This is a genomic window from Bradyrhizobium sp. C9, assembly GCF_002532045.1.
Lineage (GTDB): Bacteria > Pseudomonadota > Alphaproteobacteria > Rhizobiales > Xanthobacteraceae > Bradyrhizobium.
Window position 1 is genome coordinate 1 of sequence record NZ_NWTG01000048.1, and the last position, 15035, is coordinate 15035.

Here is a 15035-nt window from a genome sequence, read left to right on the forward strand (position 1 = left end):
GCAGGGAAAGCCGGGTTGTTTCCGGTTACACCTGTGGTCCTACCCCCGAGCTTTCTACCCCATTGCTCGGGGCCCATGGGTGCGATCGGCACCCGGCTTTCCCTGCGCCCTCTTCAAGGGAGGGCGAAATGAAAGAGCAAAGCTCGGGCAGATCATGTCGCGAGAATGCGGATGCGTGGCTCACAGATCGTGCGATACACTCAGTGTCGTCCCGACCTAGTGCGCAATTGCGCACAGGGGCTGGGACCCATAGCCACAAATGGCAGTCGTTGCGCGACGCTGGAGCCACAGCTCTCTTCAACAACGGAACCCTGTGGTTATGGGTCGCTGCTTTCGCAGGAACGACGATTGAAGATGTTGGCAATGCACACTCACTGTCGTCCTGGCGAAGGCCAGGACCTATTACCCCAAATCTCAATTGTTGCGCGATGCGGGGGCCGAAAATCCCGTTCATCATCGAATGCGGTGGTTATGGGTCCTGGCCTGCGCCAGGACGACGGCGGTGAATGTCGTGGACCGCCTACGCCGGCCTGAACCCCGCACCCACCAACGCCGCCCGGCCCTCCTCCGACGCCAGTGCGTCGAGGAAAGCCTGCACCGCGGGCCGCTGCTTGCGCGCCGTGACCAGCGCGAAATCGTAATGCTCTTCGGCAAGCGGAATGAAACCGAGCCCGGAGGCACGGGCGACTGGCGCAATCGTCATGCCCCAGTCAGCGCGATGCTGCGCCACCGCGGCCGCAACCGCGTTGTGCGAGCGCGGTTGATTCCAGTAGCCGTCGGGCCGGCTGCCCGCCAGCAAGCGGTCGATCAGGATGCGGGTGCCGGCACCCTGGTTACGGTTGACCATGATGCAGGCGGGATCGGCGAGCGCGGCGCGCACCGCCCCTTCCGCGCTCAGGCCGGCGAAGCGCGTGTCGTCCTTGCGGAACACGATGCCCTGCATGCGCCGCCAGCCCGGCACGAGCTCGAGGCCATCGGCCAGATACGGCGTGTTGTAGGTCTCGGTCTTGTCGTCGAACAGATGGATCGGAGCGAGATCGCATTCGCCGCGCCTGGCGGCGGCGAGCCCGCCGAGACTGCCGACCGCGATCGAACGCACAACAAGGCCGGCATGCGCCAGCGGCGCGGTGACGAGATCGAGCCCGGTGCAATGGCTGCCGACGATCACGAGATCGGGCACCCGCACATGCGGCGTGAACAGCGTCACCTCGGCCTCGCTGCCGGCCGGCAACTGGTCGGCGAGCGCCTCGATCTTCAGGAAACCGTCAGCCTGTGCGAACGAGGTGATCGCCCCCGAGCCCTTGCCGCCGGGATAGGCGATCAGGCCGTCGGCGCCTTCGACCAGCGACACCATCACGAACTCGGTGCGCCCGAGCTCGGAGGCAATGCGCACCGGCACCCTCGCCACCACCTTGGCATCCGGCCGCGGCGGCAGGCCGGCCATCCGCCGCAGCATCGGCACGATCATGTCGTGGAAGGTGAACATCGCCGAGGTCGGAAAGCCCGGCAGGATGACCACCGGCTTGCCGTCGCAGACCGCAAGGCACAGCGGCTTGCCCGGCTTCAGCGCCACGCCATGCGCGACGATGCCGGGCTTGCCGAGCCTTGTGATGATCCGGTGCGAGACGTCGCCCGCGCCCTTGGAGGTGCCGCCCGACAGCACCAGCATGTCGCTGTCCGCCAGCGCCCTGCGCATCGCGGCCTCGAGCATCGCCTCATTATCGGCGATCGCACCGAGAAACGACGCATCGCCCCCGTTCTCGGCGATCGCCGCGGTGACGATCGCGCCGTTGGTGTCGTAGATCGCGGCCGGCCGCAGCGTCTCACCGGGCTGCACCAGTTCGTCGCCGGTGGAGAGGATGGCAACGCGCGGCCGCCGCACCACGGCAACTTCGGCGATGCCGCAGGCCGCGAGCATGCCGATCTCGCGCGACCCGATGATCGTTCCTGCGCGCAGCAACGCCTCGCCGCGCGCGATGTCGGAGCCGGCATAGGACACGAACTGCCCTGGCGACGCCGCGCGGCGGACCTCGATCGCATCATGGCCGGCGGGCTGGGTGTGCTCGACCATCACGATCGCATCGGCGCCGCGCGGCACCGGACCGCCGGTCGCAATCGCGGTCGCGGTGCCCGGGAGCACCGGCCGGGTCGGCGCGGTGCCGCACGAAATGATCTCGTCGTTCAGCGCGAGGTGCACCGGCGCGCCCTCGGCTGCGCTTGCGAGATCGGCCGAGCGCACGGCAAAGCCGTCGACATTGGAGCGATCGAACGGCGGCACGTCGATCGGCGCCACCACGTCCTCCGCCAGCGCACGGCCGAGCGCGCCGGCGAGCTGCCGCGCCTCGGACGGCAATTGGCGCGGAAACAGCGCCGCCTCGAAGCGCGCGATCGCTTCCTCGCGCGACAGGATGGTCAGGAACTGGTCCTGCTCGACGGATGGGTTGGGTTTCGGCGTGAACGTATGGGTCATCTCGGGAACTCACTCCCGCAACATATAGGCATCGACAAGCGTGCCCGCAGCGAAGCCTTCCGCTGCACCAGGCACGATCAGCAGGCCTTCGGCGCGCGCGATGGCATCGAGCGACAGGTCGCCGATCGCAAGTGGGTTCCAGCAGCCCTGCCGACGCGTCAGCAGCACGACCTCTGCAATACCGACGCCGGAGGCGATCTTGCGTTCCAGCAGCAGCGCCAATGTCTGACGTGGGCGCCGGCCCGACAGGCGGTCGAGCAGTGGAAGCGCAATCGCCCACCAAGCCGCGAAAGCCTGATCCGGCGCGCCCGGCAAGGCAACGACCGGCGTCGCATCGATCCGGCCGACCGCTGCGGTGCGCCCAGGCTGCAGCGCAATGCCGTGCGCGAGCAACACACCGCAGCTCGCCAGCGCATTCACCGCCGCATCGGTGCGGCCAACGCCGGTGCCGCCAATCGTGACGATCAGGTCGCAGCCGGCGGTCTCGAGTGCGTCAGCAATCGCCGTCACATCGGGGGTCGCCTCGGCATAGACGATCTCGGCACCCGCGAAGCGCGCGGTGTCGGCGATCAATTGCGCGGTCAGCTGACCATTGCAGATGTTGACGATCCGAAGCCGAGGCCGACGGACGCGCAACAGCTCCAGTCCGGCCGCGCGCGCGAGCAGCAGACCACGCGGCAGCAGCGGCTCTCCGGCCGGCATCACGGCACGCCCCACCGCAATGTCACTACCTGCACGCCGCACGCCCTGCCCCGGGATGGCTTCGCCGAGCACCTGCGGCAGCGGACCGGAGGTATCGACGGCATCGGCATCGACGACGCAGTCGGTGCCGTCGGGCATCGCCGCGCCGGCCGCCACCCAGACCGGCGGCCCGGCCAGCGGCAGCGGCGCATAGGAGGACGCACCGACCAGATCATTGGCGCGCATCGCCCAGCCGTCGCCGACGGCGACATCGTGCGGCGGATAGGCGCGCAAGGCCGGCATCTCGGCTGCAATGCAGCCCAGCGCATCGGCCGGCGGCAGTTCGACCGGCTGGACCGGCGCGAGATCGCGCAGCACGGCGACCAGCGCCGCATCGAGCGGGGTGAGCGAAGCCGGAAGGCGCTGGGCGGTGACCATGGCCCGCTATGGACTGAATCGGCCCCGAAAGAAACCGCCTCGGGCCGGTCCGGACCTCCGTCATTAGACCGATGGCGCGTTGACGCGGACCCCAAACTAGTTGCAAAAGAAACCAATATGACCGGGTCCCGGAGGCCCGGCACAACCATAATGGCCAATGCGCCAATTCAGGAGGGAGACAGAATGAACGCCACAAAACTTGCCATGTTCGGGACGCTCGCAGCCGCGCTGCTGGCCTCCTCGGCCGTGTCGGCGCAGGTATCCAATGACATCGTCAAGATCGGCGTGCTGACCGACATGAACGGCCCGGCCTCGACGCCGACCGGACAGGGCTCGGTCACCGCCGCGCAGATGGCGGTCGACGATTTCGGCGGCAAGGTGCTCGGCAAGCCAATCTCCGTGATCGTCGGCGATCACCAGCTCAAGCCGGACATCGGCGCGACCATCGCGCGGCGCTGGTATGACGTCGATCAGGTCGACCTGATCGTCGACGTGCCGGTGTCGGCGGTCGGGCTCGCGGTGCAGAACATCGCCAACGAGAAGAAGAAGCTGTTCATCACGCATTCAACCGGCGCGACCGACTTCCACGGCAAGTTCTGCTCGCCCTATGCGATGCAGTGGGTGTTCGACACCCGCGCGCTCGCGGTCGGCACCGCGCAGGAAGTCGTGAAGCGCGGCGGCGACAGCTGGTTCTTCATCACCGACGACTATGCGTTCGGCCATTCGCTGGAGAAGGACGCCTCCGCGATCGTGACCAAGAACGGCGGCAAGGTGCTCGGCGCGGTGCGGCCGCCGTTTGCGACGCCCGACCTGTCGTCCTTCATTCTGCAGGCCCAGGCCTCGAAGGCCAAGATCATCGGGATTGCCGGCGGCCCGCCCAACAACACCAACGAGATCAAGACCGCCGCCGAGTTCGGTGTTTTCGCCGGCGGGCAGCAGATGGCGGCGCTGCTGGCCTTGATCACCGACGTCCACTCGATCGGCCTGTCGGCCGCGCAGGGCCTGTTGCTGACCACCTCGTTCTACTGGGACATGGACGACAAGACGAGGGAATGGTCGAAGCGCTATTTCGCCAAGATGAACCGGATGCCGACGATGTGGCAGGCCGGCGTCTATTCGTCGGTGACCGCCTATCTGAACGCGATCAAGGACAGCGGCACCGACGATCCGCTCAAGGTCGCGGCCAAGATGCGCGAGAAGCCGGTCGAGGATTTCTTCGCCCGCAACGGCAAACTGCGCGAGGACAATCTGATGGTCCACGATCTCTGGCTGGTGCAGGTCAAGACCCCGGCCGAGTCGAAGTATCCGTGGGATTATTACAAGATCCTGGCCAAGATCTCGGGCGAAGACGCGTTCGGCCCGCCGGACCCGGCGTGTTCGATGATCAAGAAGTGACGACCGAAGGTCGTCATTCCGGGGCGATGCGTCAGCATCGAACCCGGAATCTCGAGATTCCGGGTTCGCGCTTCGCGCGCCCCGGAATGACCTCTGCATAGACGCGATGACGCGCCCATGCAGAGATCATTTCGCCACACCGATCTCCCTGAAATACTTCAGCACGCCGGGATGGATCAGATTGATGTCGGGCGCGGCGGCGACGGTGTTCGCTGCCGTGGTCTCGCAAGCCTGGGCGAGCCTCTTGCAGAAATCAGCCTCAACACCGTGCAGCGTCTTCGCCAGCCGGTAGGCGACATCGTCGGGCAGGCTCTCGCGGACCAGGATATAGCTCCAGGAGCCGACCGAGGAAATCGCCGCGGTCTGCTTCGGGTAGCTGCTGGCCGGGATCGTCAGCGGCTTCAGGAAGGTGTGCTTGACGCGGATGCGGGCGATCTCGTCGGCGGTCGGCGCGATGAAGCGCGCGCCAGCCGCGCTGTCGGCCATCTTGCTGAAACCGGGCCAGCCGATGCCGGCGCCCCACAGCGCCGCGGCGCGGCCGTCCTCGACCATCGCAGGGCCATCGCCGGCGCGATCGAGATAGATCGACTTGAAGTCCTCGTCCTGCTTCAGCCCGATGCCGTCGAGAATGTAGCGCGACAGGATCGGCAGGCCGGAACCCTTGGCGCCGAACGCGACAGGCTGGCCGACCAGGTCCTGGATCGTCTTGTAGGGACTGTCGGCACGTACCACGAACATGCCCGGGCTCGAATACATCGCGGTGAGGATCTTCAGCTTGGTCGCCTTCGGCCGGCCGATGCCCATGAAGGCCTCGTAGGACGGCTCGCCCGCAACGGTTGCGATGTCGACGCCGCCGGCCTCGAGCAGCGGGATGTTCTCGTTGGAGCCCTTGGTGTTGCGCGGCTCGATCGACAGCGTCGCATCGGCCGCGTTCATCACCTCGGCGAAGGCATTGCCATAGAGCGGAAAGCCGCCACCCGGCGTCGCCGTGGCGAAACTGATCGTGGTTTTGGAAATGGTCTTGCTCCCCTCCTGCGCTGCCGCGCCACCCGCGAGCAGCAGCGCGCCGGCGCAGATCATAACAGCGAATTTCATCCCGAGCCTCAAGCATTGCACATGAGCGCGACTATCGTCGCACGGGCGGGGTCGTAGGCAAAGCCAGCGTTTTGTGAAACCATGAAGGCAACAGTCACAAGAAAATGACGGGAGAGACGATGTTCCGGTTCGCACGTGCCGCGTTGCTTGGTTTGATTTGTTGCCTTGGCTCCGTTGCCCCCTCGTCCGCATCCGACTATCCGAACCGTCCGGTGCGCTGGCTGATCGGCTTTGCCGCCGGCGGCCCGGTCGACATCGTGGCGCGCATCATGAGCCAGTGGCTGTCGGATCATCTCGGCCAGCAATTCGTGGTCGAGAACCGCGCCGGCTCCGGCGGCAACATCGCAGCCGCCGCCGCGATCAACTCGCCGGCGGACGGCTATACGCTGCTGTTCGTCGCGCCGAACAATGCGATCTCGACCTCGCTCTACAAGAAGCTGCCCTACGACTTCCTGCGCGACACCACCCCGGTCGCCAGCATCATGCAGCTCACCAACATGCTGGTGGTCTCGAACGCGATGCCGGTGAAGACGGTTCAGGAGTTCATCGACTACTGCAAGGCCAATCCGGGCAAGATCGCCTACGCCTCGTCCGGCAACGGCACCTCGGTGCACATGTCGGCCGAGCTGTTCAAGGCGATGACCAAGTGCGACATGCAGCACGTGCCGTATCGGGGTTCCGCGATCGCCTTCCCCGATATCATCTCCAACAAGGTGCAGCTGATCTTCGACAATCTGCCGTCGGCGCTGGAGCAATCGCGCGGCGGCAGCGTGCGCGCGCTCGGCGTCACCTCGCCGCAGCGCTGGCCGGGCGTGCCCGACGTGCCGGCGATCGCCGAGACAGTGCCGGGCTTCGAGGCGGTCGGCTTTTACGGCATATCGGCGCCGAAGGGCACGCCGCCGGAAGTCATCGATACCCTCAACAAGGCGGTCGGCGAGGCCCTCAAGGACCCCAAGCTGGTGGCGCGCCTCGCCGAGGTCGGCGGCATCCCGAAGCCGATGACCCCGGCCGAGTTCGGCAGACTGGTCGCCGACGAGACCGAGAAATGGCGCAAGGTGGTGGAGTTCGCCGGTGTCTCGGTGGACTGAGGCGCCGATCGCGGAACGCGCCGGATGGTCACGGACGATGGCTGCCGGGCGATGGTTACCGCGGGTGTTGCAGCGATGCCGCCTGTGAGACGTGGCGGCGGTGCAGGGCCTGGGGGTGGCATTGCCGAAACCCCGCGTACCCTGTAAACGGAGCCCGCACCGTTGCCGGCCGCGCCCCGCGGCCCGCGGCGGCGGGGCCTGTAGCTCAATGGTTAGAGCCGGCCGCTCATAACGGTCTGGTTGCAGGTTCGAGTCCTGCCGGGCCCACCAATGAGTTCAAGTGCTTACGAGCGTCCTGAAGATTAGCAGGATGGCACCGCCTCAGTTATCGCCACAGATTGCGTACCTGTTTCGTTTCGAAAAGAGGAATCCGGTGATTGCCGAACGACATTGATATTCCCGATGGTGCGCTGATGCCAAAGCCATGGTTTGCCGAGGAACCGGACGACGATCTCATCTCCGAGATTAAGGCTTTCGTTCGTGAGACTGGGACGCCCTATCTTTGGCGAGGGCACACCCACACAAAGCCCGAGAAGGGCTCTCTCATCCGTTACAAGGGTGAGTTCACCCTGCCGGCATCCCACGCCGGGGCCAAGCACAAAGACAAGTGGTCGCCCTGCCCATGTTGCAAGCCGCGATCGCCCTGGTTCTACAAGGACGGCAAGATTGCTTGGTTTCCGGAGCAAAAGCTTATCCGTTTGATCGGGCCCGACTGCTTCAAGGCAATCGACGCTCACGGACACGCGGCGGCTCTCCAGTCATTCCGCGAGGAGCAAGACCGCAAGAACACGGAACGCTACCTGCTCGATAACATCGGCGCAGTACCAGCGGCTATCAGTGCCGCTTCCGAGAACCTGCCCGTCCTGAGGGAGATAGATCGGATCAGGGCGATCCTTTCCCGGAACGTGCCCCGCCTCATAGGTTTCGATCTCTGGCGTCATGTTCGAGCGGACGATGCACTGAAGCTTGAGGTTACTCGTATCGAGCAGCGTGTTGATCGCTCCGGGAATCAGACGGCAGTTTCCGTTCAGGACCTCACTCGATACGGCCCTATCAGCGGCGCGATTATGTTGAAGCCAGATCATAGCGAGCTAGCCCCGCGCGCGGAGAAGGTGATCGAGGTCGTGCGCACCATCAATTTTGGACCCGAGTATGCTCAGGCGCTGCACCATGACGAGCGTAAGGAGATCATCAAGAAACTCCGCTTGATTGCAACACTCGCCGAGATCTCGGACGAGGCGGATAAAGCGCGCCTATTTCTGTCGCCCCTCAATATGGCCACCCTGAACGGTTGGGGCAAATCTGAGGGCGCCCCGACACGCATATACATAGCTGTCTCGCCCGAGCTGAGCGAGATCCGCCTGGGGAAGGAGGCTGACACTGCCAGCGCAATCCCGGTGAAGCCGGTCTTCTTCCAGGACTTGCGCTCAATGCCGGCAATCGCCAAGTCGATTAAGGAATCAAACTAGCGCGACGGGACGCCCGGGCACCGCCGCGGTCCATTTCACTAGCATGGGCATTTGCCTATTAGTTGTGACGGCGATCGCGCTGGTCACTGACCGAATTTCAAACGATCGATTTTGCGAGGATACAAATGCCTTCGTTCAAGCGACGCAGCAACAAGTCCCTCAAGGGTGGAAAGTTGAGAATTCCGTTGGCCTGGTTTGAGCCGGAGGACTACTCGGGCATTCTTGATATCTTGAACTTCCCCGACGATATGTCCCGGAGCTATGCCCGCTGGAACGAACTCGCTAAGAACCGAGAGCAAGATCTTAAGCAGCGCGGGTTCTTTGCTGTTCGAGTCACTGTGCGCCCCGACGAGTTCAAAAAGTGGTGTGCGTCCAAATCCATGCAACCAGACGGCAGAGCTCTCAACCTATTTGTTGACGAGCGAGGGACTGGATTTCACTACTGAGACTTCCCTCGCGTAAATCCAGGCAGGCGATCCGGGCTCTACAATAGCCCCTGCTCCGATCGTGATGACACGCTTTAATGGCGCTCCAATTTCGCGATCATTCGGACTCGATCTGAACACCCCGCCGACTCGATTCAGGATTCGGCTCCGCGTGCGCAATTCCGCGCAACGGAGCGATCGCATGACGATCCCACAAGCTGCTGAGATCAGGCATTGCCGTAAGTGCGAGTTAGATCTTCCGGTGACTTCGTTTCACCGTGGCAACGGGAAAGCCGAGGCCACTATCTGCAAGGCATGTACAAGCGACATCTGCAACGGGGATGTCTTTACAATGAACGCAACCGAGGCCGCGACCTTTATGGCGCGCCTTGAGAGCGGCGAAGCACTCCGGACGATCATTGGCGGATTCCGCGGGAAGCCGATCTGTTCTCGCAAGGCGTTCTTCAAGCACTGCCAACTTCACGCACAATGGGGCGAGAAGGCACTGGCGTTAGCTGCAACTAATGCCAAGTCACGGGTGGTGGCGGCCGCAAAACAACATGCCGCGTCTCGGACACATTGCCATTTTGGTCATGCACTCACTCCCGATAACGTCGCCATTGACGAGCGCAATCCTTGGAAGCATCGAGAATGCAAGACGTGCCGCGCAAAATGGGAAAAGGGCGGCCGATTTTCAGCGCAGCAGATCTTCGAGTATGCAAAGGACCTCAAAACACCGCTCACTAGCCCAATCGACAAATCAACCGCGCCGAACAAGCATTCCCAAGTGTGCCGCCGCTGCGAGAAAGACCTTCCATTGTCGAATTTCTACCCTGCCGCGCACGGCAGAGTCAGTCGCTTCTGCAAGCCATGCGCTCATGCGGTCTCATCTGGCCAAGTCTTCACGATGAATTCGACCGAGGCAGCGATCCTCCTCGAGCGTTTGGAGGCCGGCGAAACGTTGCGTATCCTCACAAGTCACAGAGATAGTATCTGTTCGAGAAAGGCCTTCCTCAGGCACTGTGAACAGCACCCGGAGTGGGGGAAGAAAGCTCAGGCGCTCGCGGATCGAAATGCCTTAATCGCCTTCAATAGACGAGGAAATGGGAAATCATTCGCCTTCCGAACGCACTGCGCAAAGGGCCATCCGCTTACCCCAGATAACGTCGGCTTCAAGATGAGCAACGGGACGCGCTATTGCAAAGTGTGCAACAGCGAAAACGTGGCTCGCGGGAAGATAATGACCCCAGAGCAAGATCGGGCCATTCGCAATGCGATCCTGACGAACATGCGGATCAGTGACATTATTAAGCCAGCCGCGGGCAGGAAGGCGATCTGCTCATACGGCACCTATCGAACTGCCCGGCAACAAAACCCAGAGTTTAACCGGTTCATCCTTGAACATTGCATTGAAGTCCCGAGAGACGGAGCCGGCCGCCGACTCATCACGAATACTGAAGCGCTGCAGTTTGCCTCGACTGCATCGCGTCGCGTCGTTGACGATATCCCCGTCTATGTAGCGGAGCCTGGCGATTACGAATGGCTCTATAGCTTGACGCCACGCTATCTACCCCGGCACGACCGCGACGAAATCGTGAGCGATATCTGGATCGAGCTGACTGAGCGTCGCTTGCGCCGGGAGGATGTGCCCACTCGGGTGAAAGATCTCATCAGGAAGCACAACAGGGAAAACCCAAGCCGGGCTTACGGCGACATCCGCAGCCCGCTATCGCTTGATGCGCCGGCCTACATGGACGGGACAATGCTCCGAGGTGAGACCGTGTCGCAAAGCTTGTGGGAGCAGTTATAAACCTTAGAATGGCCGCATCGGGCGTACAGATGCTGCGCCCGATGCGGCAGACCAGTTCAGCAAGTCGAAGCTCCAAGGTCCGCGCGGTACTTAGTCCTCGCCAGTCGCCTTATATTTCTTAATGAACAGCTCGAGTTGCTCCTTGAGTTGAACCGTCTCATCTTTGTCAGACATCATGTTTGCTTGGTGCAGAAACATTACCTGTTGAACCTCAGAGAGCGTATCCCAATGCACCACGAGCGCGGCTCCGAGGCGGCGCAGTAATCCCTCTTCTGATGGCTCATATCTCAAGACGCGAGCTTTAATGGTAGGCATCATGATTCTCCACTTTGCCGACTGTCAGGCTAATGTTTAGATAGAAGCTTCGCAAGAAGGGCCACCTGACATTCTCCGAGACAACAAAAAAGCCCCGCCGAAGCGGGGCTCTCATCTGTCAGGCGACCTTGCGAGTCTTCCGCGGCGTCTTGGTCCCGCTACGAAGTAGATTAAGAACCGCCTCCGGATTCCTCTCGATAATCATGAGATAGGCGCGCAGTCCATCAAGCGGGCGCGACCGACCTTGCTCCCAGTCACGAATCTGATTGATCGTGAAACCGAACTCCTTCGCAAAATCGTCCTGCGAAAGGCCGAGTTTCTTTCTGATCCCACGAACATTAATCTCAGCAGGGACATAGAGCTTGGTAGGCCTTGCATTCCCGCGCGCGATCTCAAGCGCTTCGGTCAAGCCAGCTGCGATCTTCTCAAATGCCTTCTTACTCATCCTGCTAAACCTCTCCGCTCCGACAGGCTGGAAACCTTCTTCTTGTACTCATCTACGATGAGCTTGGTGAGGGCTTTAAGCCCCGACGCCTCTTTGCCAGTCAACGTTGATTTCTCCCCTTTTGCAAACACGGTAATGAGAAAGACTGGCATCGTCTCGCCCGTGTAGAACGTCACTGTCCGATAGCCGCCACGCTTGCCCTTGCTTCGGCCAGCGAAACGAACCTTGCGACAGCCGCCGGTACCGACTATTTCCTCCCCAGCCTCGGGATTCTCGGCTAGGAAAGTAATCATATCGAAGATCTCGTCTTCGGTCAGTTCCGCCTGCTTTGCGGCCGCATCAAAGGGTTTAGTGCGCGCAACGGTGTGCATGGTTCGGGTTACTACGTAATTAACGTACCATGCATTTCTACGTAACTCACGTAGTAGTGTCAAGTTCCTGATGCAAGGCCCGCGTTGTACGCGGCGTACATGAGAGAAATCGCCAGCCTATGGAACCATTCCTACCCACCACCGCCCTAGCGGGACAGCTTCCATGACCGACATTACCGCAGAGACCGCTCGCCTGATGAAGGTCGCCGAGGCGATCGTCCGCGAGATGGACCGTCAGGGGGTCGCGGATATGTTGGCTGACCGTGGGTTCAAGGTAATGGACCTGGCAAAGGTCGTGGTCTGCGCAGCAGACGGTCAGGTGATCCCGTTCCGGAGGCCGTAAGGATGACAGGAGGTGACTCCGTCCGGATCATCAAGCGCACCACTGACCGCATCCCAGACAGCGGCAGCTTCGAGGTGAAACTCCCTGACAAGAGCTTCTATTTCTATTGGGATGACAACCCTGGCCGCCGGTCCGTCCGGCAGGTGGATGACAGCCACCAAGCGTTAGAGAAGGCCAAGTCTTTTGCTCGGGGCCATCGGCTGGAATAGGGCTACCAAATTTAGCTACACTGAGGACCATGCGAGGGCGAGCTTGACGAAGGAAAGATTGAGCAAAGACGCTGCAGACGCGTTCCGGCTTCTTCGGGCCTTTCGCTCGATCCGGGACCCGGCGCGCCGCCAACGTGCTGTCGAAACGGTCGAAGCGATGGCGGCGGCCCGCCCGGACAAGCCCGACGAAGCCGATGCTAGCGAGGCAAAGCATACCGGACGGTGAACGATGGACCGTCCCCGGCTGGAGGTTCGTGGATCACCACGTCTGCCGGTCCCATAAGCTGGCGCATGGCGTTGCAGGCCATCGGGTGCCTATTCTGATCCGGGCTTACGATCCGATGCAGTTCGCCTGCGTTGATCTTGATATGCGGACGCCCTTGTCGGGCGGCCCGACCGATCTGAGCTTCGGCCTCTTCGCGGAATTCTTCCGTGGTGGGCATGGCGCGCCCTCATTTCAATTGAACGACAAGCAATTACTGATCAGAAATATGGTTGCTCACTCTACTCAGGCGGACGCGGTTTAACAACTTTAGTCAGTGGCAACTAACTATGCGCGTTTTCGGCTTTTGGCTGCGCAGCGCCACGATGGAATCATGATGAAACAAGACCGCCCCTACTCCGACCCCGAGAAAGCCGCCCGCAGGATCATGAACCACGCCCGGGCGTTCGAGCTCATCCAAGATGGCAGGATCTACATCGAGAAGATCAACCGTCCGATGATCGACGAGGACAAGGCGACGCCGGCTGAATATTGGGCCGGCCTGCAATACGCAAAGGATCAGGGTTGGCTCGAGTACCATGAGAGCGGGACGTTCGTGAGGATCCTGCAGGCCGGGAACGACACCACCGCCTGATCTTAACCCCGAGCACGAGACGGCGATCCATCGCCGGCGCCCGGCTAAGGGCAATAGGGTATCGGCATACGCCTTGCAGTTTAGCTGGTGCCGGGGATTTCAGTGTCCCGGTTCAGGAATAAACTGTCGCCCGGTGTGTGTATTTGAAACCGGGGCCCGACGAAATCGGGAAGGTATCGATGATCGACGCACCGCCTCCACAAGCTAGGTTCATCGTTCGGAGAGGAAGCTCTGACTGGATGGTCTATGATCGAAAGCTAAAGGGGCCCGCGCAGTTAAGAAAAGATGGCCGCTTCGCCGAGAGGCTGACGAAAGAAGAGGCAGAACGAATAAAGCAAAGCCTGACAAAAAGTCGGCGCGATGACGATACTTGACGTCTAGTCAGCAAAGAGCTCGTTCGCCTAACCAGCCTAGCGCTCGTTTCGCGTGTAGGGAGTCTGCTGACGGCGCTCACCCGGAGCGCATCGATACCGTCGTCCGCCTAGCCCCTAGGTGAGCGCGAACCGGACTGCCTCACAGGCGGGTTGTATCGATCCAGGGTTACGGTCTTTGGGGAACTCTGCGTCGGTCGCGAGAAGGCACCATCGAACTGGTGATAGCCGTCAAACCGCCCCTGCGACGGATGCGGCTCGTCGCTGATGAAAATACGCAGCATACATCCGACGGCCGTTTCGGGGATCATTGCGGACCAATTATGTCCGTCTGCTGTTTCCGCGTGACGCAGTTAATCGCAAGTTGCGGTCGCGGTTCCCGGAACCCGACGGCAGTAACAGTAAGCATGCTCGTGGGTGGCAAGACCGCCGTGGAGGGATTGAAAGAGGGAGCCAGCTCTTGAGCTGGAAGAGTGCCCACACATGAAGACGGGCACGGCCCCAGCCTTGGAGATACTGGGGCCGTGGGGCATGGAGGTGTCGGGGCTTGGGGGGCTCAACACCTCGCATAGCAAGGATTGAGAACCTCGAGCGCACCCAAGTCAATAACTCAAACGGATCACTTCAGCCGCGTGGGAAGGCACCGCCGGCAGGTTTACTGCGAGGCCGCCGAGGCCTGGCTTCAAGAGAACGACGCGGAGTGCGTCGCATTTGAATATGAGGTCAAGGATTGAGCAGGATTGGTCGGTCCCTCGAATCTGCCGGCGTCATCTTTCTCGGAGATGGCCAGTCGATCGACGGCGGGCCTGGCGTGCGGCTCGTCAAACGCTGACGTTCCCATTGAACGCTAGTTGACTACAACTCAACCGGATGCTGCACTGTACGGATTGCGATGCGGGGGCGGTTTTTTGCGTAAGATTTTGGCTGAAGTTGTTGCTCGGTATGGCCGGGACGTGGACACGGAGGCTCTGTGCAAAACAAGGGCCTACTTAGAGATGCTTGCCTCTGCGGCGAAGCAGGAGGATTTGGCGATGTTCGGCATCGCCTATCTCGATCAGTTCTACAATCCAGATCGTCGCTACACTGGATGGTAAGGTGGATTTCATCAAGGCGACGATGGGATCATTGCAACTGCCGCACTGGCTCATCGCAGTGGGCGCGTTGCTGGTGATTGTCGGCGTAATCGGACGTGCGATCGGCCGTAGGCAACCGGATGATGAGGCCGAGGACGATCCGGAAAGCGCGCCGATCCC

Annotated in this window: 15 protein-coding genes and 1 tRNA gene; 10 read left to right on the forward strand and 6 right to left on the reverse strand. The window is 61.8% G+C overall.

The genetic code is table 11. The features are described 5' to 3' along the window. Nucleotides 1-520: 520 nt before the first annotated feature. Together CO675_RS39110 and CO675_RS39115 are read right to left on the reverse strand one after the other, a co-directional pair. Nucleotides 521-2470, reverse strand: coding sequence for a molybdopterin biosynthesis protein (locus CO675_RS39110; protein ID WP_097677197.1), 1950 nt, complete (start codon nt 2468-2470; stop codon nt 521-523). Nucleotides 2471-2479: 9 nt separating this feature from the next. Continuing rightward, a complete protein-coding gene (locus CO675_RS39115; RefSeq protein ID WP_097677198.1) occupies nt 2480-3589 on the reverse strand; it encodes a molybdopterin-binding protein in 1110 nt (369 codons plus the stop codon). Nucleotides 3590-3772: 183 nt separating this feature from the next. Here CO675_RS39115 and CO675_RS39120 point away from each other — a divergent pair, with 183 nt between their 5' ends. Then, nucleotides 3773-4984 carry an ABC transporter substrate-binding protein gene (locus CO675_RS39120; RefSeq protein ID WP_502693450.1) on the forward strand — a complete coding sequence of 404 codons (1212 nt, stop codon included), beginning with the start codon at nt 3773-3775 and terminating at the stop codon, nt 4982-4984. A 126-nt stretch (nt 4985-5110) separates the two neighbouring features. On the opposite strand, the gene CO675_RS39125 is transcribed toward CO675_RS39120, so the two are convergent. Then, nucleotides 5111-6079: a TAXI family TRAP transporter solute-binding subunit gene (locus tag CO675_RS39125; protein ID WP_097677200.1), complete on the reverse strand. Its 969-nt coding sequence runs from the start codon at nt 6077-6079 to the stop codon at nt 5111-5113. 119 nt (nt 6080-6198) lie between these two features. Between CO675_RS39125 and CO675_RS39130 the strand changes: the two genes are divergently transcribed. The 5 genes from CO675_RS39130 (at nt 6199) to CO675_RS40305 (ending at nt 10871) form a co-directional block, all read left to right on the forward strand. After that, nucleotides 6199-7167, forward strand: a complete 969-nt coding sequence (locus tag CO675_RS39130) for a Bug family tripartite tricarboxylate transporter substrate binding protein (protein ID WP_245453092.1) — start codon at nt 6199-6201, stop codon at nt 7165-7167. Between the two features lie 194 nt (nt 7168-7361). Further along, nucleotides 7362-7437: transfer RNA gene (locus tag CO675_RS39135), tRNA-Ile, on the forward strand. A 107-nt stretch (nt 7438-7544) separates the two neighbouring features. Further along, nucleotides 7545-8636 (forward strand): hypothetical protein, encoded by a 1092-nt coding sequence (locus tag CO675_RS39140; RefSeq protein WP_143279217.1) that lies wholly within the window; start codon nt 7545-7547, stop codon nt 8634-8636. Between the two features lie 125 nt (nt 8637-8761). Then, nucleotides 8762-9082, forward strand: coding sequence for a hypothetical protein (locus tag CO675_RS39145; protein WP_097677203.1), 321 nt, complete (start codon nt 8762-8764; stop codon nt 9080-9082). Nucleotides 9083-9263: 181 nt separating this feature from the next. Further along, nucleotides 9264-10871, forward strand: a complete 1608-nt coding sequence (locus CO675_RS40305) for a hypothetical protein (protein ID WP_143279218.1) — start codon at nt 9264-9266, stop codon at nt 10869-10871. Between the two features lie 90 nt (nt 10872-10961). Here the strand turns inward: CO675_RS40305 and CO675_RS39155 are convergent, their stop codons facing one another. The 3 genes from CO675_RS39155 to CO675_RS39165 form a co-directional block, all read right to left on the reverse strand. Then, nucleotides 10962-11186 carry a hypothetical protein gene (locus CO675_RS39155; protein WP_143279219.1) on the reverse strand — a complete coding sequence of 75 codons (225 nt, stop codon included), beginning with the start codon at nt 11184-11186 and terminating at the stop codon, nt 10962-10964. A 118-nt stretch (nt 11187-11304) separates the two neighbouring features. After that, nucleotides 11305-11631: a helix-turn-helix domain-containing protein gene (locus tag CO675_RS39160; protein ID WP_097677206.1), complete on the reverse strand. Its 327-nt coding sequence runs from the start codon at nt 11629-11631 to the stop codon at nt 11305-11307. Continuing rightward, the gene (locus tag CO675_RS39165) at nt 11628-12002 is read right to left on the reverse strand and encodes a type II toxin-antitoxin system RelE/ParE family toxin (RefSeq protein ID WP_097677207.1); all 375 of its coding nucleotides are present in this window, start codon (nt 12000-12002) and stop codon (nt 11628-11630) included. The genes CO675_RS39160 and CO675_RS39165 overlap by 4 nt, the downstream gene beginning before the upstream one ends. Before the next feature lie 163 nt (nt 12003-12165). On the opposite strand from CO675_RS39165, the gene CO675_RS39170 reads away from it, so the two are divergent. From CO675_RS39170 to CO675_RS39190, 4 genes are all read left to right on the forward strand, one after another. Then, nucleotides 12166-12345: a hypothetical protein gene (locus CO675_RS39170; RefSeq protein WP_097677208.1), complete on the forward strand. Its 180-nt coding sequence runs from the start codon at nt 12166-12168 to the stop codon at nt 12343-12345. 2 nt (nt 12346-12347) lie between these two features. Beyond that, entirely contained in the window at nt 12348-12554 is a 207-nt protein-coding gene (locus CO675_RS39175) for a hypothetical protein (protein WP_097677209.1), read from the forward strand. 254 nt (nt 12555-12808) lie between these two features. After that, a complete protein-coding gene (locus CO675_RS39185; protein ID WP_143279220.1) occupies nt 12809-13081 on the forward strand; it encodes a hypothetical protein in 273 nt (90 codons plus the stop codon). 69 nt (nt 13082-13150) lie between these two features. Then, nucleotides 13151-13411: a hypothetical protein gene (locus CO675_RS39190; RefSeq protein WP_245453093.1), complete on the forward strand. Its 261-nt coding sequence runs from the start codon at nt 13151-13153 to the stop codon at nt 13409-13411. The last annotated feature ends 1624 nt before the right edge of the window (nt 13412-15035 follow it).